We start from the raw sequence: 22,263 nt of genomic DNA, 5'->3' as shown, positions 1-22,263 counted from the left end.
CTGGGGCAATGCACCACTCCCAGCTCAGAGTATGCCCTCGAGATCAGGCCGTATGATCTGGGAGGTGTGGGGCTGGGCGATCGTCCAGAGTTTCGGGAATGCGTTGACAACCAAGGGTACACACGAAGTTATCATGGAAACACCTACCCAACATATAATCCAGATCCCACAATTGATGTATATGCAGGAGAACTGGCGGCAAATGCCGGTGCATTGTTCCATCATTCACATTCAAGCACTAACGGAATTGCTGTCCAAGTATATCCAAAGACTTCTGATGGATTGGACTCTTCCTTAGCTGTAACAACCTACTGGAACAATCATGGGTATGCAGGAGAAGTATATGCTGCCTCGTCAGATCACGGATACCATGTATCTATGTATTGGTGGGCAGTCGCGAGCCATGCCTACATGAGTGATGGAATCGGACACTTCCAGGCTTGCTACTCATCGGCTTGTCCTCCAATTAGTGGCTGTGATGCGTTGATCAAGATTGTGGGAACATGCTACGGGAACGAGAGCAGTGATAATGTGGCTGTGGTGTGGGGCGGCCTTGACGGGAACGACGGGATTCCACGGCGTGTCCTTGGAGAGGCGATCAAGCATGTGCCCAATCCCTCAAACTTCCAGCTGGTCGGAGATCACAAGAAGACCGCAGCTCCCGCATTCAAGCATGTAGACGGTGAGTGGAACAATTCCGTCCCCTGGGACGGTCTGGAGATTCGCTTCACCTGCGATACTCACCTGAACACCAGTATGAATGCGGAAGATGTTCTGCAGATTCCCGGCAACATCTTCTACGTTGATGGGGCTGTATGGGAGGGGGATACGGTCATTGTAGCGAACGTAAAGCCTCTTAGTGGCCAGTTCGGCAGCGAAGTGCTGCGTGTCTTGTCGAGCGAGGTTGTGAGTCAAAACAACTCTCATCTCCATCTCGACGGGGACGGTCGTGATGGCCCGAACGATTATCGCATGCGTCTCATTCATGGCGACGACCCGGCTGCTGACGTGGGCGGTATCCGCGTGGAGGATGGTCGCTTCTACTTCAGGCCGGTGACCGAGCATGAGACAGCTGGCTACCTCATCCAGAGCAAAGCTGGGGACAGCTGGACGACTGTCGCTGAGCTGGAGCCGGGAGTCGGAGAGCGGTCGCATCCTGTCGGTGGCGGGGAGTATCGTCTGGTGGAAGTCGAAACGTCGGGGAACGAGATCATCCATTCGATCGCGAAGGCTGAAGACATCCCTACGATTGAACCTCAAATCGAGCCCGGATTGGAAGAGATGCGCTCTCTTATCCAAGAGAAGTTGCTTGCGGGGCCGCCTTCAGATTGGTTCAGCGGTCAGCACACGATGTCGGGTGAGAAGCTCGGCATCATCTGCTGGGAACCGTTGGTGATGGACTACCAGTACTTAGCAGACGTGCTGTCAGGCTGGTACGGAGTTGAAACCACCGTCATCGGCGTGCCTGGACCGAATCTGGTCACCTTCGAGGGCGTTAAGGCCGTCATTGCCGGACTGTATGGTGATGGTGTGCGTTATGCACTCCTGGGCGGAGACTGGTCTGATTGGGAATACTTCGCGGTGAATGGGCCCTACACATCGGAAACGTGGGTTGACACATGGGCGCCCATACTTCAGGACTACTACAATTCCGGCTTTCCGGAATACGGTGATCCGGACAATGCAATCATTCCTGCGCGTGTGCTTGCGGATCCTCGTCCTCGGGGACAGAACATGTCCTGGCATCGGCCGTACTTGGAGGAAGGCGATATGTTCTCCTACGGCGACGTCGACGACGATGGGCTCCCTGATGTTGCAGTTGGGCGGCTCCCGTTCACCACGAATGAGCAGGTGCTTGGGTATGTGTGGAAGGCCATCTACTACATTGACGTCGGTGGCTGGGGATACGACGAGCCGTATACCACCAGTTGGTATATCGGCGACTTGGATCATGACCAGCCGGGAGAAGGTCAGTTCTCGTTGGAGGTCGCCGAGCAACTGCAGGCGGCTTTCCCCACAGGGACAACCATCTTTCCTCCATTATATGAGAGTCAATACGGCGGCTGGGATCGCATCCAGGCGGCAGTGGACCTCTGGAATTATCAGAACGAACTGGTGATGTTTGTGGGAACGCTGTCCAACCGTTCGCGGCCGGCGGACTTCTTCAAACTGCCCCTGTTCACAATGGATCTTATCTGGTCAGGGAGTTGGACGCCTGTTGTTCTGGGACTCTCCTGCGGTATCGGAGATTTCGCGAGGACAATGGATCCCTACTATGGCATACCAGTCTTCGAGCGCAAGCTCGGAACATGGGACAAGGGTGCTGTGGCTGAGATAGGTCCGTCAACAGGAACCTGGCAGCAGGGTAACCTGGTGGTTGGACTGGCGATCGTGCAGTTCATTATGGAGGATCCGAGCCGTCCTCTTGGTGAAAGCGTGAGGCTGGCCCTGCGATATGTGCTGGAGAACGCGGATCCTGAGGAGGATTCTGATGTCATTCTCACTGCTCGTTCGTATCAGTTCCACGGGCTTCCTCTGCTCCCGCTGAACCATATTAATTATGTGGTTGGAGTGAATGATCGTGGTGGATCGCAGCTGAAGCTGGCTCTGAACCAGAACATACCCAATCCATTCAATCCTCGCACATCGATCGGATTTAGCCTGACTGCTCCTGGTTTGGTTGATATGAGCGTGGTTGATGTAAGCGGACGGGTCGTCAGGACCCTGGTTGAGGGACAGCAGGAAGCTGGACAGCATATTGTCATCTGGGACGGTCGCACCAATAGTGGGCATGAAGTATCTTCGGGTGTGTACTTTCTCCGGATGACGGCAGAAGGTAGGTTACTGAAAAGGATGATGCATCTGCTGAAATAGCATCAAAGGTAATCAGGATGAAACAAAGTGTCAGGATGACAGACCGGACCCGCTCGTGAGCAGCAATCGCAGCAGGCCCAATTTTTAAGGGTTGGGGTCCTCCTGCTCCGGTAACAGGAGGAGGTGTGAGTCGTGAGACGTCTTGGATTGTTCTTACTGGTAGCATTTCTGATTGTGGGATGCTCCTCGACCAGTCAACGCACTGTGAAACCGGCACATTTCGTATCGGCTGGGGAGCGTCCCGGAAAATGCAATTATTTCAGCGGCATTGTCTACAGTTTCGATGTGGAGAATGCTGTTGAGATAATGCTGTGGGATCCGGACACCAGTGTAGATGGATTGCCATATCTCAGGCTGTTTGAATCGCGCACTTCTCTTGCGAAGTGTGAGCGGGACATGCTCGAGCGTGCTCTCAAGAGTGCGAAGCGAACACGGGAGCGGGTGAAGCTGTGCTCCCGCGGACCATATTGTGGAAAAGGACCGGGCGGGATCAGAACTGTTGGTCTGGCCGGCATCGAGGTTAGCGGGCTTTACATGAAGCTTGAGTGAAGGAGGATACATGAAAGTGATACTGTTGATGCTGGTACTGATATCCGGGCAGGCGGGGGCATGGAATACCTGAAATCTGTGGGTTTGATGTGTTCCGCGGCCTATCTACAGTACCTCCTTCGTATGTCTACTCCCGGTTCTTACATTTGCTGTTTTCTTGTCACGAGCAAGTCGATCGCATGTTCCATGATCTGGTTACAGAACTTCAGGAACTCCTGCCTGACTTCGGTAATATCCTGGCGATTGATGGCAAGGCCATCGAGAGTCATGGGAACTCCCGCGCCGAAGACGCGGACGACAGCCCCGATGGGCGGCGATCTGAATGCGGACTAGGGCGTCAAGACCTACCAGGGGAAGTATGCCGACGGTACGGCCTGGTCCAAGAGTCAATCCTGGTTTGGCTATCGACTGCACCTGATTGTGGATGCAACCTACGAACTTCCGGTGGCATACGAGCTAGCCAAGGCCTCGGTAGCTGAACAGCCGGCAGGTCATACCGTGTTCAAGAATCTGGTCGATAACCATCCCGGTCTTGTGTACGAGTCCGGTGGTCCCATCTTGATCAGAGCTGCCTATGACGGATGATGGGCTCCAGAAAGGAGGCCATCTATGAATCGGTCACAAGAAATGCAGTTAGTTTTCAAACGCTGGCAAGAATCGGGTCTCAGTCTTCGAGCGTTCGGTCAGCAGGAAGAAATCTCATATTCGAAACTCATGTACTGGCGACGCAGATTTCGGAATGGTGAAAGTCATAGTCAGGAGGAAGCCAAGGGGGCAGATTCGCAGCCAGACCCCTGGGTTCCGATTCATCTGGTTTCAAGCTCCAAGCATCACGATCCCACCCCGGAGGGATACGAAATTCAAATTTCGAACGGCCTGATCGTAAGAATTGTTTCCGGATTCGATGCGGTTGAATTGCGCTGGCTGATCATGGTTTTGGCCGCATGCTGAGTCTTCCACCATCGGTCCGGATCTTTCTGGCGCGTGGAGCGACAGATCTCCGAAAGTCATTCGATACTTTGGCGGCGTTAGTGTGTGATGTGATCGAGGAAGATCCTCAGTCAGGTCATCTTTTTGTCTTCGTGAATCGCCGGCGGGACCGTGTCAAGATCCTGTGGTGGGATCATTCGGGCTATTGTCTTCTGGCAAAGAGATTAGAGCGGGGCCGGTTCCATATTTACGATCAAGCTGGCGAGCATGAGCAGCGATATGAGGTATCAGTGAGTGACTTCTCATTACTTCTCGAGGGGATCGATCTACGGGGATCTCGGAGAAGAGTTGCGCATGATGATTATTTTTAATCATTTTCTGCTTGCAAAGATCATGTGATTGTATAAGTATGTTTCTGATGAATGTTAAGTCGACACCCGAGGAGCTCATTCGATCCCAGCAGGCGGAGATCGAGTCTTTGAAAGAAGCGTTGGCTAAGCTCGAGCGGGAGAACAAGAGTTTGTCTTCGAAGATAGACGTTCTCCTTCATCGCCTCTTCCGCAAGAAATCCGAGCGTGTGGATCCGGATCAGCTCCGGATGTTCGAGGAGATACTTCGAGAAATCCCGGAGTCGGAGACGGAAACCGGGGAGTTCGAAGAGAAACAGGTGCGTGTTCGCAAGCGTCGTAAAGGTCATGGACGGGCACCCTTCCCACCCCATCTTCCTCGCGAGGTCATTGAAATCCCGCTATCCCCGGAAGAGCGGATCTGCCCTGACTGCGGCCAGGAGATGAAAGAGATCGGTGTCGAGACCACGGAACGTGGCCACATCATACCCGCCCACTTTGTGGTGAAGCAATATGTGCGGAAGAAATATGGTTGCCCTGAAGGGCATGGGATACGCACACCGGAGCTTCCCCCTTCACTGATCGAGAAATGCAAGTATGAGCTATCGGTGTATGCGCATTTGACCGAGGCGAAGTATGACGATCACCTTCCATTGAATCGGTTATCCGGGATATACAAGCGTCAGGGTTTTACGATACCCAAGTCGACCATGTGGGAAATGCTTCGTCGGGTGAACGATGTTGTAGCCGAGGCGATTTTGGATCAGATGCGCAAAGAGCTTCTCAGAGAGCAGCTCTTGCAAGCCGACGAGACCCCGGTAATGGTCCGGTTGGAAGACCGGAAAGGGATTCATAAGGGTTACATTTGGTGTTATGGCGTTGGGAAGAAGCGGGTATTTAAATTTACGATGTCCCGTAGCCGTGAAGGACCTTCTCGATTTTTACGTGGATGGAAAGGCGGGATTCTGCAGACGGATGGTTACGGCGGTTACGACGAGGTTACACGTGACAACAAATTGAAGCGTGCGGGGTGTTGGAGTCACGCACGGCGCAAGGTCGTTGAGGCTATGGAAACGGGAACACCGCAGGCGGTGTTATTGCTGAGGCCGATCCAGAGGCTGTTTTGGATCGAGCGGGCGATTAAACGGCGGGCGGAGAGGCTTGTTCTTGAGCGGGAAGCATTTTTACAATTGCGTGGAGAGGTCCGTGGCCGTCTCAGCCGGATTATATTGAAACGGATACGCAAACGTGTGGATACGCTTTTGCTCGAGCGATCCACACTTCCCAAGAGTCCTTTGGGGAAAGCGTTGACTTACTTGAACAATCAATGGGAGCCATTAAAGCTTTTCTTGAACGAATCCGAACTTGAGATTCATAACAATGATTCGGAACGAGCTATCCGGCACGTCGTGATCGGTCGCCGCAACTGGTTGTTTTTTGGGAGTCCCGAGGGAGCAAAGGTAGGAGCCAATCTCTTTTCTTTGGTGGCGACATGCAAGGCCTTAGGAATTAGTACAAAGAACTATCTCGAGGACGTCATTCTGAAAATAGACACGACTCCCATATCTGAGATCTCCCGGCTCACGCCTTGGGCCTGGGCGAAAGAAATGGGCATAGAGACAAATCCTTCAATAAAAGAGTAATTTGCTGAGTCGGTTGAACCATCGAGTCAACACCTTTGTGATATGGTTTCACCGGACTCGTACGGTCTTGTCGCCCGGTGCGACTACTTTTCCGGCGACAAGGGCTATGATGGCACCGACTATCACACCAAGTTGTGGGACAAGTACGGGATCAAATGCGTGATCGACATTTGCTACAAGTGGAAAGATGGTGACAAAGAGCGTGCTGTCAGCGGGTGTGAGAATGTAGCCTATGATTATTGCGGAAATGTCTACTGCTATTGCATGAAGACGGGCGAACGGTAAGCGGTCATTTCACGGAGTCGTAAATTGAATTGCATTTCGGGCCGGTATGCGATCAATATCCGAGCGGCGCGGATATTGCGTGAGTACTGAAGCATCCTGGCCCGGTGAGGTCCTATGGGGCATTTGAATATGTGAGGTTCGGGTTGGTTGAAGCAAGGAGAAATTTTCTTTTGGATTTCTGATTATTGAAGACTAGCAGTGAAGGTGTCATCTATATGTTATTCGTATTTAAATTGCAAAGTTGTAATTCCCGTGAGTTCTATGAGGTTAATAACGGCTTGTGTAAGTTTCTCTTGATTTGGTAATTAATTACACTTGGATAGAATAAGGCAATCAGGGCAAATATTATAAAAGCCAACCAATACGCGTTGAAGTAAAAAAAGACAGCTGATAGGGCAAGAAGTACTGTCCTTCCAAAATTTCCATAGAATTCGCTCATGGCCCAGAAACCAATATCTTTTCCTTTAAAATCCATGGGAATAGCAAATCGTATTGGCAGAGTGATGTTATCAAGAAATGAATACACGCCAATGAGCATCAGCCACCACCACACCTGGTGAATTGCTCCCAAAAGCAAAATAACCACTCCCATGGCTATCAGCAATGGCGCTATGACGACCAGACGCTTCTGTTGCTTGTCCGAGTATTTGGCCAGTATTACGGTTACAATAAAACCTATAAATGCTGTGTAGCTGTGGAATCCACCTACTTCAAATTCACTGGTCAGGAATAAAAGTATATAAACCGGAATGAATACACTTTGGAAAAAATGTAAGGCACCTTCAAAGCCGGTAATGAGCTTGAGTCCCTTAAATCGTCTGTGCGAATCACGAAAGTTGAATACTGCTATTTGGGCTGGAATTTTCTTTAGCACATAACCCAAAGATATCGGTGACAATAAAACCACCAGCGCAAACAAAACCTTAAAATTGGTATAGCCGATGATCAGCGCCCCTACCGGAGGGAGTATGATGCCGAGCAGCGAGGGAATAATAAAATAGACTGATGAGTTTTTGGCATGGTTTGCAGAGGGAGAGCGTGAAAAGAAAATGTAGTTCAGCGCCACCCAAAAAATACCCAGCACAAGACCGGCCAGCATGCCATAGAGCAGGTACGAATATTTAAAATAGAAAAATAATGTCAGCGCTTTCATGGCATATAGCAATATTCCAATGCACAAGAACGTACGAATGGAATAAGATCGCACCAGTGACACGACTAGCATTGCTACCGCCGGACTAATCGCCCAAACGATGATAATCTTAAATATGGGAAGCCCCTGAGATTTAAAGTAGAGCGAAGCAAAACTCAAGCCAATAGCGTTGGGTATGTTAATAAGTGAGATAAGAGAATGCCCTGATTCCAGATGTTTGAAGTACTGTAATATTGCGTGTACGGATTGTGCCATAAGCTTTTATAACATTATATCAAAATCCACCACTAAGGACAAATTCGTACTGGGGTGACCAGTGGGCCTAGTGCTATTTGCTGTGTTTCGGTGCTGAGGTCTTCGTACTTAACAGGTCTGAGTTTGACTTTAAAGCATAAAGGGAGAAGGAAATAGGGAATATAGCCAAGAGGCAAATGACTTGTTCTATGTCCCTCTGTACTGTCCCACTACCTCACTCCCAGGGACTCCCTGTCATTGCTATGCTGTTGTGTCGCCCCTTGTGTAGGCGTATTCCGGTCCAGCAGGCCGACTTTGCCGGAATGTGAATCGCGAAAAAGAGCTTTCAAACTTGTTTTCTCCCTGTCCGTTGCTATAATGATCTTGGTTGGGTTGTCTTTGTGTACAAAGGTTTCGCTTCATGGGCCGTGTTCTCAATTGCTGTCGAGATTGTGAGCCACTGGGTGGAGAGAAACCGGCTGCACTATGAGAGTTGATGAAGTATTGATAACTAGGAATTATCTCACCCATCGGACGTAAACCTTGATGAAGGCTGAAAGCATAACGGAACGGCGCGTATGGAATCTTCTCGCCCGGAGCTTCTACTGGAAGGTACCTCCCGACTTCGTTGTGAGGGTTCTAGGGACATCAGAACCAGCCCCGCCAGCTCCTGTAAGGCTTCAATTTTTCGAGGTAATTGTCGCCGCCATCTTTGCCCGCCTACGTCCGGAATATGATTGGTATGTGACGCCCAATCTACCAGATGGCGGTTTGGACTTCGTTGGGCAGGGTCGGTTTCTCGAAGACAAAGAACTCGGCATAGCAGCTGCCATCACGGTCGGCGGTCAATGCAAGAAACGGAGCCGCGTCAATGATGTCGTCGCCGAGGTCGCCGGCAGCTTGGCACGGATGTCGAGCACGATCAATCCGACCTTCTTTGTCGTTGCTCTATCAGCTCGCTTGACGCAGAGCCGGGTGGATAGAGCGCGTCGTATTCTCGAGACGACTTATCAACGTCATTGCCACATTCTCGATCGACGCCAGATCGAAGGGCTCATGCGCGATCACCTCGCAGTCGTTGATCCTATTCTCCGGGAGGGCTTGTCTGAAACCGAGGTGTGGGATGTCCTGAAGTACTTCAAAGGGTGTTGTACAAAGCCGAGCAGTGACTCTCTGAACGCTGTTGTACCCGCCCACGTGCTCGCAGGTGTGCCGTTCCACATCCCGTTGAAAGTTCGTTCTTCTCTTCTGGCATCACGCGGAACGCGCCTTTGGTGGAAGCCGAAACGTGGTGGAAAGTATGGCCTGCCCGATGAGTCCATTACGCTCATTGGGCCGATCGGCGCGGATGCTGAAGTCGGAGTCGAATGCGTTGTCAGTTCCTCAGCCGACGATCCGATCAGCGCACAGGTCTCCATCGAGCTGATCTCGTACTCCGTCGGAAGAGTCGATCTCGGAGAAGTGATCATCGGGCGGCTGACTGACGGTTCGGCCGAACGCACCCAAAAAATCGGCCTTGGGCAGGTCCAGGTCGTCGAGAACGTAAGACCTCGTTTCTTCGACCGACCGTTCCGGGCTGCCCTGATGAAGCTTTCTCAGGAGTACAACCGAGTACTTGCGCGGGGTGTCGCTTGCGTTGGAGTTGTGGGAGCCGGAGGGAGTGGGAAGAGCAGACTATGCGAGGAATTCTCCCTCGAAAAACGCCGCCGCGGCAGCGATGTCGTACAGGCCAAACAAGCAAAGACCCTTGACGATCCGCATCGAGTTCTAGCCGATCTCTTGATCGGTCTGGCGACTGCGAGTGTACCGATTGGAGACCCCGCAGACCGCGTGATTATAGCGATTTCTCAATATGACCAAAACCTGGCCAACCGAGCATCACCCGCGATCCGGTCGATCATTGGGATGAACGACCGCGTGTCGGGAACCGCGACTGAGCAAGCGGTCTTGTCCTCTCTTCTGCTTCTGATTTTCGTAAGAACCCGACATGCTCCACTGATCATACACCTACAGGATCTCCATTGGTGCAACGCTGAAGTTCTCTTGCTGTTGGAACGCCTCATTTGGCAGCTAGATATGGTCCGCACTACGGATGGTATCTCGTCGAGCGATCTCGCGAACGGGGTCCTTTTTATTTTCGAAGGACGTGTCCGAGAGTCACGCAGTCTCGGGCCCAAGTCTTGGTCAACTCGCACGTTCGAGGCGTTCCTAGGGAAGCTCGATTGCTCCATCGTGTCTTGCCCGCCCTTCGAACCGACAGATAGCTTGGAGTTCGCCCGGCGTCTGTTCGAGGATCGACATAGTGCACAGCGATTTATTCCTACTGCACTGCTCGAACTCCAGAATTCTCTTGTCGAACGAATCCACCGAACAGCCGGCGGTAATCCCTTTCATACCCTGGAGCAGATCCAGCTTCTCAAAGAACGTCGTGTCTTGGGTCAGAATCCTGAGACCGGACTGCTTTACATGATCCAGCCAGACAGGGAACAACCCATGCTGCCTGAGACAGTCTTCGACTCAATCGAACTCCGGTGGCGATATCTGAGGGCGCGCAAGCCGGAGCTGGCAACCCTGTTGTGGGCCGCATCTCTCCTCGAAGACCGCATGCCAGTTCCTCTGTTTCGCCATTTATGGAGAGGGATTGGGCCGGACTTATCGCTGGTGGAGATCAACGCCGCTGAATTTCTCTGGACAGGAGACGGCGAGCAAGGTGAGGTTGCCTTCCGTCACGAGAATTACTTTCAGTCTCTGCGGCGCCTCGAGGTGGCTCCGCAGGAGCAAGAAAGAGTTGTTGAGATCTACGATAAATGGTTTGCACAGTCTCCAAGGCTAGATCCCGCCGGCAGGTTCAGATGGGCACGGATTCTCCTTGCGTCACCCGCGCCAGATGCTGGTAGGGTACGCTCGCTTCTGAGAAGTGCGCTCAACGGGGCGCGACGTCGCGGTGATCTCAGCCTTGTTCGTCGGACTCTCACTACCTTGCTCGATTTCACCTGGGCCGGGGACGCACAGTCGTCGCTCAGAATGCAGTCGTTCCTGAAGTGCTGTGACGATGAAATCGAGTTGTGCAGGAGCCTCTTAAGTAGTGATCGCATGCAGGCGGCTCACCGGATCGACCGTCTGCGCGATCGACTTCACCAAAGGATCTCCAACCGTGGATCGCGAGCATCGCGAACGCTCGAAGGCTTGCAGCTTCGACTACTCACTGCAGAAGTTCTCCGATCGCAGATCTTGTTCAATGATAGGCAGCCCGCGAGGGCGTCAGAAGTCGCCGCAACGGCTGTCCGCGACATCGGAGCGTTCAGTACCGAGCATGCGACAGAAGAAATTTCAGCCTGGCAGAATTTGGAGATGGAAGCACTTCACTCATACGCAGTGGCTCTCGCGTTAGGCGGGAAAATCGCGCTGGCACTTGAGATCTCTGAGCGTGCAGTGGGGATTGCGCGTCAAGTGGCGACTCCTCTTTCACTCGACGTCGTAAGTACCCATGCAAACATCCTCTTGGCGAAGGAGCCTGAAACCTCCGAGTCAATTCTAAGGGAGTGCCTCATACACACAGATGCCGAAACGATTACCCAAGAAACACAAGACACAATCGCAATCAATCTGAGTATGGCTCTTCTGTTGCTGGCGCATCGCTCCTGGACGTCGGATAGGAGTAAGGCCCTGCCGAAACTCGCAGAAGCTACCGCGTTACTAAGGCCGGTATTCACGAGTTCATTTCGCGTCGGGCGCTACCCGGATGCGGGTGCAGCTGCGCTTCTTCTCGGAATCATCAGCGCATTGCATGATGAAGACGATGAAGTGTCCTGGTTCGCTCAAGCGGTGGCTGCGGCTGCGCGTGGACGCCAGATGGAGACCCTATGGCGCGCACACATCAATCTTGCGACATCGTTGTATCGACAAAAGCGGAGAGCCATGGAGAGTGTGCGAGATCACGCGCGCGCCGCGTTGGAGATTCTGGAGGAGACGATTTCTCCCTATCCGCGGCCCGACCGATCGGCGCGCTTTGACTTGGTACGGGTTCCGCTAGCCCATGCGGTGCGGTTCCTAATACAGGCCGGAGACGATTTGGGCTTGGCTGCACTCGAACGCTATCCATCACTCCGGAGCTGTTTTCTAGACCCAGAAAATGGGATCCTACGGCAGGATCGGGGCGGATACCGAAGCCATGAATGGTTACGTGTCGAGGAGTGGGATTATGTGATTTATTAAAGATCTCACGCTGGAAACCTTCGAACCGCGTCAATGACGCGACTAACATCAGTCGTCGAGAGACCCTGATGCAGTGGCAACAGAAGGGTCGACGCTGCTGCTAGGTCGGCTCCCGGAAATGCCCTATGCGACTGATACATTCGAGTCTTGTGTAGCGGCCAGTAGCGAAAGCTCGTGTAGATCTCATGTTGTAGGAGGTACAGCGCCAATCGATCGCGAGTCTCGGGAGCTGTTTGAACCCAATAGAACGTTCGGGCAGCTCGAGCGGGAGCTCTTGGAGGCAAGCGAAGCCACACCAGATCGGACAACTCAGCATCGTACCTTGCCGCAACCTCAGCGCGCTGACAGAGAAAGCCTGGCAGCCGATCGAGTTGCACTAATCCAACTGCCGCTGCAATATCGTTCATTGTTCCGCGGCGTCCTATCATGACCGGATTGATTTCCCACCACTGGGCAGAGCGAGTTCGTCGGTGGAATCCAGATGACTCAACACCAAGCCTAATCCCAGCACGTATCTTGTCTGCTATCAGCTGGCGCTTGGCCCATACCATTCCTCCGTCTCCGGTGACCAACATCTTCATCGAATCAAAGGACCAGGCTCCCACCTCACCAAAGGTCCCACAGGCCTTCTCCATCGTGAAGGACCCCAACGCGCATGCGGCATCCTCAATCATCGAAATTGATCGCGCCTCTGCAAATTTGGAGAGCTCCACTACATCGCCTGGATAACCGCCGTAGTGAAGGATGATCGCCGCTCTCGTCTTCTCCGTGATTGCATGTTCGAAGTGTTCAATACGGGGATTCAGTGTCGTAGAGTCAACGTCGCACAGCACGACTCGTGCGCCACTATTACGTACTGCGTGCGCAGCGCCTACAAAGCCCACCGAAGGAAAAATCACGTCGTCTCCCGGCCCTAACCCCAGTGCGGTGACTGCCTGGAATAATCCCTCGGTACAGTTCGAGACGGTTATTAGCTCGGACGGTGGACGACCAATATATTCTGCGAACTTCCGCTCGAAGGCTTGAGCGCGCACTCCCGGTCCAAGCCAGTTGGAGGTGAATACCTCGCGAATCGCCTCGATCTCAGCATCACCTAGATTCGGCTGGAACAGGTTAATCATACTAGCAGAAGCCCTCCGATGTTCTTACGACCCCGGCTCTCAGGTCGACGATCAACTCGTCTTCAACGACGCGCCGCCGATTCTGGAACCAAAGAACGTTCTCTTCGAGCTCTCGATATTGATCAACCAGGTAGATAAAAGGCTTGGGCTCAGTGACCACCCAGTGGGGGAGCACCATCGGGAGCCAGAGCCGTTCTACGGGATTATTCAACTGGCGGACCGGGCGAACGTGATCCTGAATTCCCCGCCAACGCTGCGCAAGCCGCTCGAGGACGATCGATTCATCGACTCCGCGGGATAAGTTGAGAATTTCGAAGCTGGTCGTCTCCAGTGAGGGAGCCTGGGCGATAACATGATCCAGAGCCTCATCAACGAATCTGCCCAAGTCGATGTCGTAAGCTCCTCCCCATGTGGACCAGAACGATGCTTCGGAAGCCTCGACCCTCGCGAAGCGCGCCGGTCCAGACTGGCTCTCCCAGTGGTAGGCAATTGATTGGGCACACACAAAATTCTTTAGACCCAGTCGTCGGGCTTTAAGGCAGTGGTCGATGTCCTCGTTATGATTGAAGTACCGTTCATCTAGCGGGCCCAACTGATCAAGTACAGCGCGGGTCATTCCAACAGTTGCGCCGGTCGTGATTTGAACCTCGCGTGTTTTTTTACACAGCGGGTGACTAGACGGAAGCTCAAAGTACACGTGAGGTTTGGTGTGATGACCGAAGGCCATACCCACATGTTGAACGAGACCAGTCGTCGGAAAAATCAACTTGGAGCCGACAATTCCGACCCTCGGTTCGCGTTCGATTAGGTCGATCATCGCCTTGATGCTGTTGGGGTCAAGAATGAGATCGGTGTTGAGTTGGACAATAATGTCGCCATTAGCCACTTCAAATCCTCGATTAACAGCGACTGAATAGCCGGAATTCTGATCATTCCGAAGACGCAAGACATCACTCGCCCTCGGGATTGCGGGTACTGCATCAAACACCGGCTCCGTCGAAGCGTCATCTATGAGAATAAGCTGCGTCTGGTCAGGGAGAGCCATACCCAACGAGTGAAAGAACGATTGCAGAAAGGCAATGCCATTATAAATTGGTACGATGACACTGATCCGAGGCATTATGGATAATTCCTAGTTATCGCTACATGGATGAAGATGGACCCTCTTGTTGTGGATTAGAGTGTGGACAACTAGGCAGCGAGAGCCTGCATGTGGTTGTATCGAATCAGCATATTCTTCATCTGTGGTTTGGTGATATGGGTGTATCGTTGCGTTGTACTAATCGATGAATGACCGAGAACCTCCTGCACAAGGCGTATATCCGCACCATTCAAAATTAGCAGTGTCGCAGCAGTATGTCGTAACATATGCGGGGTGATTCTCCGTTGAATCCCCACGGAGTTCGCAAGCATACGCAAGAGTAGAGCCACTCCCTGCGGTCCGAGTCGATTACCGAGCCGATTCAGGAAGAGATATGATGAAGTTGTTGAGACCTGCAAACGTAGGGTTTTATAGGCTTGAAGCGCCTCTAGGGCAATGGGATCAACGACAAATGCCTGCCGAAAGCGCTGTCCTTTCCCGCGGATTCTGATTGCCCCCTCTATAGTATCCAAATCCTCCATATTGAGATTTGTTAATTCACCCACACGCATTCCTGTGCTAAGGAGTAATTCGACAATTGCTCGATTGCGCCAGACTATCAGTTCTTTTTGAAGAGACCGCGTCGGTTGTTGAATAGGATTGATACTCGTCGTCGCCCGGATTGTAGCGAGAAACTGCCGCGCCTCATCTGAGCTTAACACCGGAGGTGGGACCATTCGCATTGGAAAACGGAACCGAATCTTTTCCATCGGGGAGATTGTAATCAGGTCGATCTGCACACAGTAATTGAAGAAAACTCTTGTGGTGGCAAGCTTGCGTCGGCGAGAGGCGGGGAGATATCCCTCATCTGCGAGAGACTGAGCCCACTGGTTTACCATTGCCGGAGTGATAGCAGCAAGAGCGATTTCCAGTTTGAGGAATTTATTCAATTGTCTCAGATCACTTGTATAGGCTCTTCGGGTATGTGGAGAAATATCGTTGATTGAATTGGCATTGGCGAATAGCGTGCAAGCGTCTTTCAGTTTCACAATTAATTACTCCTCTGTTTTCTTGGTTGTGATGATTGCCACGAATTTTCCCATATGCTTCTTTCTTTCGGCGGATTTCCTCCATAGGTTTAATGCTGTCTGGCCTCCAGGGGCATTATGCCATTGGGGCGATGACAGATGGGCAATTGAGGAATGGAGGGATATTTGAATTCCTAGGTGGGCATTTTCCTGAGCAACCATCTTGTCAAAACGATCCAATGTCCATATAATGGGGGAAATTGGAGGGGACCGACGATGTTAAATCGTATGCTCCGGCAAATACTAATAGTCGCTGTCTCTTCTCTTCTAATCCCCTGGCTTGTCCTGATCGGGGCCGGCGTTTTACCTGTTTCTGCTCAAGCTCAGCAACCTGATATTGGTGACTATATCTATTGCTCACCGACCTACTGGTTTCCCAATTTCTCTTTTGCGGGACATGGGGCAATTTATGTCGGCTCGTATGGGGCTCCATATGGAGATGTTGTTGAAAGAAGACCTAGTGGGATCCAATTCACGACTCTCTCTTATCTTCAAGGTTGGTACCATAACGTTCGTGTAACGAACGTCGTAGCCATGCCTCAATCCATGAGGATCGCAGCAGCTGAAAGAGCGGTTGAGGTGGCAATAGCGATTCAGGGGGGACAACACATCCCTTGGTACAGCGAGCCTTTCAAGCTTGGTCCCCGAGATTGCATCAGCACATTTCAACAATTCTATCTCGATATTGGTGCGACCGAAGATCAGGTTGGTTCCCCGGACGATTACGTACTACCAGCCGGGGCTTGGAGATTCTACAAATCCGGGCGCGATTGGGATCAAAGTATTACCGGGAATGGGGGTGTGCTGACTGGGGGAAGCCAAGGGGGTGTTGAGTCCCGGCCGCTTTGGCTTAATGAATCCCATAAATCGACCCTGCCACTCAAACGCTCATCTGAACTCCTCGAACAACTTATGCCTTCTGAGGCGCTGGAAGGAGAGACCGGGTATCCCATGATTCCCGATATCATCGGTATCAGTAACGCTGTCAGCGCCGCCGGTATGGATTATATTGATGAAGAAACTGATCAAGTGATCGCCTCCATCCTCGGCGCCGAAACCATCGATGCTGCCTATGAACACGATTATGCGGTCTGCGCCAGGGTTCGAAAGCTTGAGGTTAATGATATGCTTTCGGTTCCGGCCGATTCCACCTGGTGGCATGTGGTTAATACGATCGAATCCTCAACTGACTCGTCGGAGGTTGAGATTTCCCTCATCGTTCAGTTGAATGGGGCTTTGGCTACTCTCGATTCCCAATACCCAGTGGAACGCTATGGTAGTGTCTCCGGGACGATTCTTAACTATCAGATTCGGTCAGCCAATCTCATCGACGCGATGTTCTTAGTCGACAGAATCACCCAAGCCGCAGACTCGCTGTACAGTCTTTCCTGCGCGAACGTTTCGGAGCCGCCGGAAGCCATGGTATTTATCCGATATGCGCGCTACGAGAAACCCAATATTGAACTGACAGTGGATAACCGAGGAGAAGAGCATTCCGTCCGTTTTTATGGAACTGTCTGGACTGAACCTCGCAGTGGCGCCGATCAGTGGGTCGATTTCGATCTGGATGTTCCCTCGGGTACTAGCCTGGTCAATCTTCCTGTGGGTGGAATGTACGATGCCGTAATATTCGCCGAGGATGGGCTGTCTTTGGATAAAGCCTACGTGCCAAGCGGATTCTGGTTTAGCTTTAATGATAATGCCAGTGGCGGTACGTCACAGGTTTCCATGAGTCTTAATGAATTGGTTCATGAACCTTTTTCAATAGCAGATACAAACTTCATTAGCCCACCGCTTGTAGAAATGACCGGTATTGTCACAGAAGATATCCCCTGGAGCTACATCGGGGTTGGTTATTCCCCGAATCAAGAGCGTGATCCCATTGACGTCAGCAGCAACTGTGGAATTGCTTTTTATGCGAAAGGTGATGAAGGTCAGTACAGAGTCAAACTCGAGACCGAAGCGGTTACGGACAATGACTATCATGGGGCATTTTTCACTGCTCCGACAGACTGGGAGCTCATTTTCATCCCGTTTTCCGAACTACAGCAGGAAGGATGGGGGCTACCTGTCCCTTGGACTGGCACCGATCTCCATACGATCAGCTTCGTCACGACAGAACGTCCCCTCCCGACCGTTCTCCTGGATTTTGATCGTATTTCATTCCTTTCTCACAATATCAACGCAGTTGATCCGTTCCTGTTTGATTCGGAGAAAGTCACTGTTTGGACCACGCCCAATCCGTTCCATGGAACAATGGATTTCTTGTTGGCAACATCTAATCGAACCGCTGTTATGCTAGATGTTTTTGATATACAAGGTCGGCGTGTCCGTTCACTTGTAGAGAACCACGTCTACGAATCTGGTTTGCACCGGATCTCGTGGAATGGGAAGGGCGACAACGGCCAGGTGGTGGCCGGCGGCGTCTACTTCTACCGGCTCAAGACCATGGGTCGTGAGGAGTCAAATCGAATCGTGCTGATACGCTGAAAGGGAATGATGGCAGTTAACGCCATCACCCATGGATCCTCCTGTCCAATTCCCCCACTCATTCCAGGCCCACCATTTTTCCCGCGCTATATTTTCCCATCCTCTTACTGCGATGCAGGAGGTAACCCTGACCCCGGCGGTGGGTTGCTGGTAGAGGGGGCCGGGCCAGACCTGGTTCGTTTTTGTTCCCGGTTGATCAGCGACAACAGAAACTTCCAGGAAAACCATTTTGTCGTCAATCAGACGCCTGATGAAAACCGGACTTGGCTTGTCGAAAACCATTTCGATTAGCGATTGACCTACCGCGCCCAGTTAGATATAATCTTTCTGGGCCGGGACGCAGGTACTGTTGAATTAGTGGTATGGTGCGGCCCAATATTCTCTGCTTCCCTGACCTAAATATCGCTTTGCCGGATTTGTCTGTCCCGATGGCGCGGCAGCTAACCGCATTGTTTTTCAATGTGTTAGAAGGCTGCCGGTGGGGGAGACTTTGGATTTCAACGGCAGCAATATTCGGGTCTATTATTCATCTTCTGCCTTTCAAACTGCTGTTGATCTCCAATCGGCAAGAGTGTGTTTCACTGATGAGGGCTATTAGGGAATGGCGTTCTGGGGAGAAACCCTATCATGGGCAAATCGAACCAATTTCTTGGATCTGCTAAACCCAGAAATGTCGTTTTGATCAAGCAGAAATCATGGATCCATGATCTTGTATGCGAGGGGCAAACATCTATCACGCCGGACCGGAAACCGTCCAGATGGGGACACGTATTTACGGTCGGCAAGGCCCGGGAAGATGGCGGAATCCGGGTCTATGAAAGTGATATCTACTTCGCGCGCAATGGCCTTCTGAACGGAGCCCAGGAGTCGACACTTAAAAAGTACGGCAAAGATAAGAAGAATGTTCTACTTCACATCATTGACTATCATCTGACTGATGTTGAGGTGGATGAGATCATCGCGGAGGCCCAACGCCAGATTGCCAGTGGTGTGCGTTATCCTGTGCTCGAACTGCTTGGATCGCTCTGGGCGTATATCACCCGGACTTTCCGAAAGAGAAATCCCCTTGATCTAAAAAGGGCATCGTACTGCAGCGCATTTGTGAATGATTGCTTCGCGGTCGTGGAGAGGATTGTCCCAACATCTGTTGTGCACCCGACTAATGTGAGCCCGGAGCATATTTATCAAAGCACCTTCCGAAATCCTGAAAGCCGAGAGTTGAAGTTTTAGCCTGGAATAGGTGAGGCTGCCGAAACGGAGGTTTCCATGGACGAGTCGACAGAGGCTTTGGATCTCCCACCAGATGCAAAATCTAAGCATGCCTTCATGATGGCCCAGCAATATGCCCCGGAATTGCGGTTTCACAAATCCGAAAGGCATTTCCCAAGCGATCCAAGAGAGTTTCGGAGGCTGGGGAGGTTTAGGGAGTCGCGCCCAGGGAAGGATCAGGGCTGGAATAAAACCATCCGGGATTGGGTTGAGGGAGACCAGAAGGGGGAGGCGTTCGAGGACATCTCTTGGAATGATATAGCTGAGGAAACCCGTCGGAGATTCCCCTTTTCCGGCCAGTTTGATCCGCCGGGTAGCCCCAATCTTCGACCCCGGGACTCCAAGAACCGTTACAGCCCCGGAAGCGCGAAGGGACTTTTTCTCCAGCGGACTGAAAAACTCTCAGATAAGCGTAGCGGCTATGGTCCATTCCGAGAAGCTCAGGTGAGCGGTCGGGTCTTCGTAGACACAAAATATGATCCAGAGAAGGAACTGGTTCATGTATTATACTGGTTCTTCTACGAGCTGAACTGGTGGCGCTTTTTCATCACCCATGAGGGCGACTGGGAACACGTCACATTGCTATTCACCAAGGATGCATTCACCCAGGGCCATGAGCCGGCTTTTGTTTACTTCGCCCAGCACGATACCGGCACCGCCCGGCGATTCGAAAAAATGACATTTTCGACAGAAAGGCACCCCGTGGTCTATGTCGACCCCAACGGCCACCCATGTAAGCCCTCTGTGAAGGATTCCCACTCGTATCCACTTCAATGGAAGACTTGGACCAACTTTATAGAATTCGTGCCGCAATCCAAGTGGCGGGACTTTGCCGGAGCCTGGGGGGAGATTGGTCAGACGACGCACACGACGGGACCCTTGGGACCATACTTCAAGCGTCACAGCGACAAGGTCAAGGTTGTGGTGAAGAACGGTGGGCTTCACATAAAAGAGAGTTAGGAGGGAGATATGGAAGACGATCGTGGTGACATGGGTCAATCTGGGAAACGGCCACTGCCGGAGCACTACTTAGAGGATGAGCGGGCATCCGAGGTGGATGACAAATGGTATGACTCGCAAAATGCCCGTCATATCTTCATGCTCATTCTCTCCGCTGCTGTGATCATCCTGGTCCTGATTGTATCGTATTTCTTCGGCGAGGAGCTCTTCCTGGGTGCGACCGTGACAAGCCAGGTGATCCCCTCCTATGGGGGCGGCTCGGTCACTGGCTGGCAGTTCCTCATCCCTTACGTGACATGCCTTGCAGGGGTCCTGCTCTTTATTCTGAATATTTCCCGCAAGAAACGTGAGCAGTGGAGGCTCAGGGAGTACTGGGGTGACTACGCTTACCGGGTTGCCCAGGCTATCGCTTACCTCTTCGTTGTCATGTGGGCATGGGCGCAGTGGGCTGATGAGAACATTGTTCCGACCAATGTTCCTCCTAACATGCTCGGCTTCCTGGTTGGGCTCTTTATTCTACGTGTGGAACGAGCCATGGATGGGCTGGGCACGAAGCTGGAGGAAGTGCTGATGACCATCCTCCCGCGCTCGGTGGCAATGATGTCGGCCGAAGAGCGTAGGCGTTCACAGCTCAAAGCAGTCTACAAGATGGATGATATCGTCATTCAGTACGAAGCACTGAGGTCAAGAATTGACGACTTGGGTGCTCGAGATAAATTCGACGAGCGGATCAATGAAGTTCAGGAGGTCTTGGAGGGTGATGATCCGGAGCGAGCCAAGAAACTTGTGGAGTCATTGGCGAGAGATTTTGAGGAGGTTAAGCAAAACTCGAGGGAGTTGATGGTTTCCTTTGAGGATCTTATCGCCAAGAAGATTGATTAATCCACTTGGACGGGCGGCCAAGATTGTGTAATTAAAGGGGAATATGATGACTTCTCAAGGGAGATGGCATCGAGCCATCATGACGATAATCCTGGTGCTTGTTCTACCGGGTTGGACATTTGCCGCGGAGTATATTCGGATCGCAAGTTTCAACATCGCCGAATTTGGAGAAGGCAACCATCCTGCGACCCGTGATCTGTCTGCAATCGCGCATATGTTAGTCGACAATGAGCTTGATCTGATTGCAGTGCAGGAAGTTGGGACAATTGATGTTGCTGAGGATCAAGTGGCTGCCCTCACGGATACGATGAACGCCCTTACGCCTGTTAACGAGCCAGACTACTTCTTTGTTATCACACCTCAATCCGGAGATGAACGCTATGCGGCGATCTATCGGGATCCAGTGATCTACGATGATGAGGTTTGGTGGTTGGAGGAGGATAGGGACTCGAATAATCCGAAGCTCGGAGGGAAGAACTTCTTCCGGATTCCGGCCGCGCTGCCCTTCCAAGCCGGAGATTTCGATTTCGTGATCGTCCCGGTCCATTTGGCATGGGGAGATCTGGGTCGCCGCAAGCAGGAGATCAAGAAACTCAGGGACTTTCTTCGTGGAGCGGACCAACTGGAGGGTGACTGGATCGTCCTCGGTGACATGAATCGCTACGGCAAGTACAAGAAAACCGACAAAAAAGCATTTGACCAGCTCTTAGAGAAAGATTGGCAGGAGCGGTATCGGTTCCCGCTCCTTGAGGCAATCACGGATCCGCATGACATGAAGGTGTGGATAGCGTCTCAGGACGAGTTCTCGACGACCGTAGCCAGCAGCCGAAACATCTATGATCAGTTTATCATTACTCGGGGAGTGTTTGCCGAGTTGGGGACAGGGGACCCGGAATTCGGTGTAGACATAGGCATAGTGGCGTTCGATATGCAGCCTCCGTATACAACGATGAGCCATAATGCAATCAAGTACACAGTCTCGGACCATAGGCCGATATGGATCCGGTTCCAAATCGACCTGGGAGATGATGATTGAATCCTGAGGTGAAGGTCACATGGACATTGGAAGAAAATGCCATGTACATTGGAGGGATTTTGACATGAGAAGCTCCTACCATTGGTTTAGAAGTATGCCGTTGGTT

17 protein-coding genes are annotated in these 22,263 nt (G+C 51.9%); 13 read left to right on the top strand and 4 right to left on the bottom strand.

Annotated elements, in window-relative coordinates:
• Positions 1 to 378: 378 nt before the first annotated feature.
• The 7 genes from KJ970_03380 (at position 379) to KJ970_03350 (ending at position 6,628) form a co-directional block, all read left to right on the top strand.
• Complete coding sequence (locus KJ970_03380; protein MBU2689943.1) at positions 379 to 2,874, top strand: T9SS type A sorting domain-containing protein; 2,496 nt, start codon at positions 379 to 381, stop codon at positions 2,872 to 2,874.
• A 132-nt stretch (positions 2,875 to 3,006) separates the two neighbouring features.
• Positions 3,007 to 3,423: a hypothetical protein gene (locus KJ970_03375; GenBank protein MBU2689942.1), complete on the top strand. Its 417-nt coding sequence runs from the start codon at positions 3,007 to 3,009 to the stop codon at positions 3,421 to 3,423.
• A 408-nt stretch (positions 3,424 to 3,831) separates the two neighbouring features.
• Positions 3,832 to 4,008 (top strand): hypothetical protein, encoded by a 177-nt coding sequence (locus tag KJ970_03370; protein MBU2689941.1) that lies wholly within the window; start codon positions 3,832 to 3,834, stop codon positions 4,006 to 4,008.
• A gap of 24 nt (positions 4,009 to 4,032) precedes the next feature.
• On the top strand, positions 4,033 to 4,374 hold the full coding sequence (locus tag KJ970_03365) for a hypothetical protein (protein MBU2689940.1): 342 nt from the start codon (positions 4,033 to 4,035) through the stop codon (positions 4,372 to 4,374).
• On the top strand, positions 4,368 to 4,724 hold the full coding sequence (tnpB, locus tag KJ970_03360; GenBank protein ID MBU2689939.1) for an IS66 family insertion sequence element accessory protein TnpB: 357 nt from the start codon (positions 4,368 to 4,370) through the stop codon (positions 4,722 to 4,724). Before KJ970_03365 ends, tnpB begins: the two co-directional genes overlap by 7 nt.
• Positions 4,725 to 4,735: 11 nt before the next feature.
• Positions 4,736 to 6,343 (top strand): IS66 family transposase, encoded by a 1,608-nt coding sequence (locus KJ970_03355; protein ID MBU2689938.1) that lies wholly within the window; start codon positions 4,736 to 4,738, stop codon positions 6,341 to 6,343.
• Between the two features lie 42 nt (positions 6,344 to 6,385).
• A complete protein-coding gene (locus KJ970_03350; protein ID MBU2689937.1) occupies positions 6,386 to 6,628 on the top strand; it encodes a hypothetical protein in 243 nt (80 codons plus the stop codon).
• A 259-nt stretch (positions 6,629 to 6,887) separates the two neighbouring features.
• On the opposite strand, the gene KJ970_03345 is transcribed toward KJ970_03350, so the two are convergent.
• A complete protein-coding gene (locus KJ970_03345) occupies positions 6,888 to 7,940 on the bottom strand; it encodes an MFS transporter (GenBank protein ID MBU2689936.1) in 1,053 nt (350 codons plus the stop codon).
• 621 nt (positions 7,941 to 8,561) lie between these two features.
• Between KJ970_03345 and KJ970_03340 the strand changes: the two genes are divergently transcribed.
• Positions 8,562 to 12,230: a hypothetical protein gene (locus KJ970_03340; protein ID MBU2689935.1), complete on the top strand. Its 3,669-nt coding sequence runs from the start codon at positions 8,562 to 8,564 to the stop codon at positions 12,228 to 12,230.
• Between the two features lie 5 nt (positions 12,231 to 12,235).
• Here KJ970_03340 and KJ970_03335 read toward each other — a convergent pair whose 3' ends face one another.
• The 3 genes from KJ970_03335 to KJ970_03325 form a co-directional block, all read right to left on the bottom strand.
• Positions 12,236 to 13,351, bottom strand: a complete 1,116-nt coding sequence (locus KJ970_03335) for a DegT/DnrJ/EryC1/StrS family aminotransferase (GenBank protein MBU2689934.1) — start codon at positions 13,349 to 13,351, stop codon at positions 12,236 to 12,238.
• 1 nt (position 13,352) lies between these two features.
• Positions 13,353 to 14,471 (bottom strand): glycosyltransferase, encoded by a 1,119-nt coding sequence (locus KJ970_03330; GenBank protein MBU2689933.1) that lies wholly within the window; start codon positions 14,469 to 14,471, stop codon positions 13,353 to 13,355.
• Positions 14,472 to 14,542: 71 nt separating this feature from the next.
• Positions 14,543 to 15,481, bottom strand: coding sequence for a tyrosine-type recombinase/integrase (locus tag KJ970_03325; GenBank protein MBU2689932.1), 939 nt, complete (start codon positions 15,479 to 15,481; stop codon positions 14,543 to 14,545).
• A gap of 255 nt (positions 15,482 to 15,736) precedes the next feature.
• Here KJ970_03325 and KJ970_03320 point away from each other — a divergent pair, with 255 nt between their 5' ends.
• The 5 genes from KJ970_03320 to KJ970_03300 all read left to right on the top strand — a co-directional run bounded on the left by KJ970_03320 (position 15,737) and on the right by KJ970_03300 (position 22,157).
• Positions 15,737 to 18,010, top strand: a complete 2,274-nt coding sequence (locus KJ970_03320; protein MBU2689931.1) for a CIA30 family protein — start codon at positions 15,737 to 15,739, stop codon at positions 18,008 to 18,010.
• A 627-nt stretch (positions 18,011 to 18,637) separates the two neighbouring features.
• On the top strand, positions 18,638 to 19,240 hold the full coding sequence (locus tag KJ970_03315) for a hypothetical protein (GenBank protein MBU2689930.1): 603 nt from the start codon (positions 18,638 to 18,640) through the stop codon (positions 19,238 to 19,240).
• Between the two features lie 36 nt (positions 19,241 to 19,276).
• Complete coding sequence (locus KJ970_03310) at positions 19,277 to 20,239, top strand: hypothetical protein (GenBank protein ID MBU2689929.1); 963 nt, start codon at positions 19,277 to 19,279, stop codon at positions 20,237 to 20,239.
• Positions 20,240 to 20,248: 9 nt separating this feature from the next.
• The gene (locus KJ970_03305; GenBank protein MBU2689928.1) at positions 20,249 to 21,121 is read left to right on the top strand and encodes a hypothetical protein; all 873 of its coding nucleotides are present in this window, start codon (positions 20,249 to 20,251) and stop codon (positions 21,119 to 21,121) included.
• 79 nt (positions 21,122 to 21,200) lie between these two features.
• Positions 21,201 to 22,157, top strand: a complete 957-nt coding sequence (locus tag KJ970_03300; protein MBU2689927.1) for a hypothetical protein — start codon at positions 21,201 to 21,203, stop codon at positions 22,155 to 22,157.
• Positions 22,158 to 22,263 lie beyond the last annotated feature (106 nt).

Source organism: Candidatus Eisenbacteria bacterium (assembly GCA_018831195.1).
Classification (GTDB): Bacteria; Eisenbacteria; RBG-16-71-46; order CAIMUX01; family JAHJDP01; genus JAHJDP01.
Note: the sequence above shows the minus strand (reverse complement) of the source record. Positions and strands in the feature narration are given on the sequence as shown.

Excerpts from the sequence above, each read along its gene's own strand:
- KJ970_03320 (MBU2689931.1), top strand. The coding sequence starts at position 15,737 with ATGTTAAATCGTATGCTCCGGCAAATACTAATAGTCGCTGTCTCTTCT.
- KJ970_03365 (MBU2689940.1), top strand. The coding sequence starts at position 4,033 with ATGAATCGGTCACAAGAAATGCAGTTAGTTTTCAAACGCTGGCAAGAA.
- KJ970_03335 (MBU2689934.1), bottom strand. The coding sequence starts at position 13,351 with ATGATTAACCTGTTCCAGCCGAATCTAGGTGATGCTGAGATCGAGGCG.
- KJ970_03340 (MBU2689935.1), top strand. The coding sequence starts at position 8,562 with ATGAAGGCTGAAAGCATAACGGAACGGCGCGTATGGAATCTTCTCGCC.
- tnpB (MBU2689939.1), top strand. The coding sequence starts at position 4,368 with ATGCTGAGTCTTCCACCATCGGTCCGGATCTTTCTGGCGCGTGGAGCG.
- KJ970_03330 (MBU2689933.1), bottom strand. The coding sequence starts at position 14,471 with ATGCCTCGGATCAGTGTCATCGTACCAATTTATAATGGCATTGCCTTT.
- KJ970_03315 (MBU2689930.1), top strand. The coding sequence starts at position 18,638 with ATGGGCAAATCGAACCAATTTCTTGGATCTGCTAAACCCAGAAATGTC.
- KJ970_03300 (MBU2689927.1), top strand. The coding sequence starts at position 21,201 with ATGACGATAATCCTGGTGCTTGTTCTACCGGGTTGGACATTTGCCGCG.
- KJ970_03310 (MBU2689929.1), top strand. The coding sequence starts at position 19,277 with ATGGACGAGTCGACAGAGGCTTTGGATCTCCCACCAGATGCAAAATCT.
- KJ970_03380 (MBU2689943.1), top strand. The coding sequence starts at position 379 with ATGTATTGGTGGGCAGTCGCGAGCCATGCCTACATGAGTGATGGAATC.
- KJ970_03350 (MBU2689937.1), top strand. The coding sequence starts at position 6,386 with ATGGTTTCACCGGACTCGTACGGTCTTGTCGCCCGGTGCGACTACTTT.
- KJ970_03305 (MBU2689928.1), top strand. The coding sequence starts at position 20,249 with ATGGAAGACGATCGTGGTGACATGGGTCAATCTGGGAAACGGCCACTG.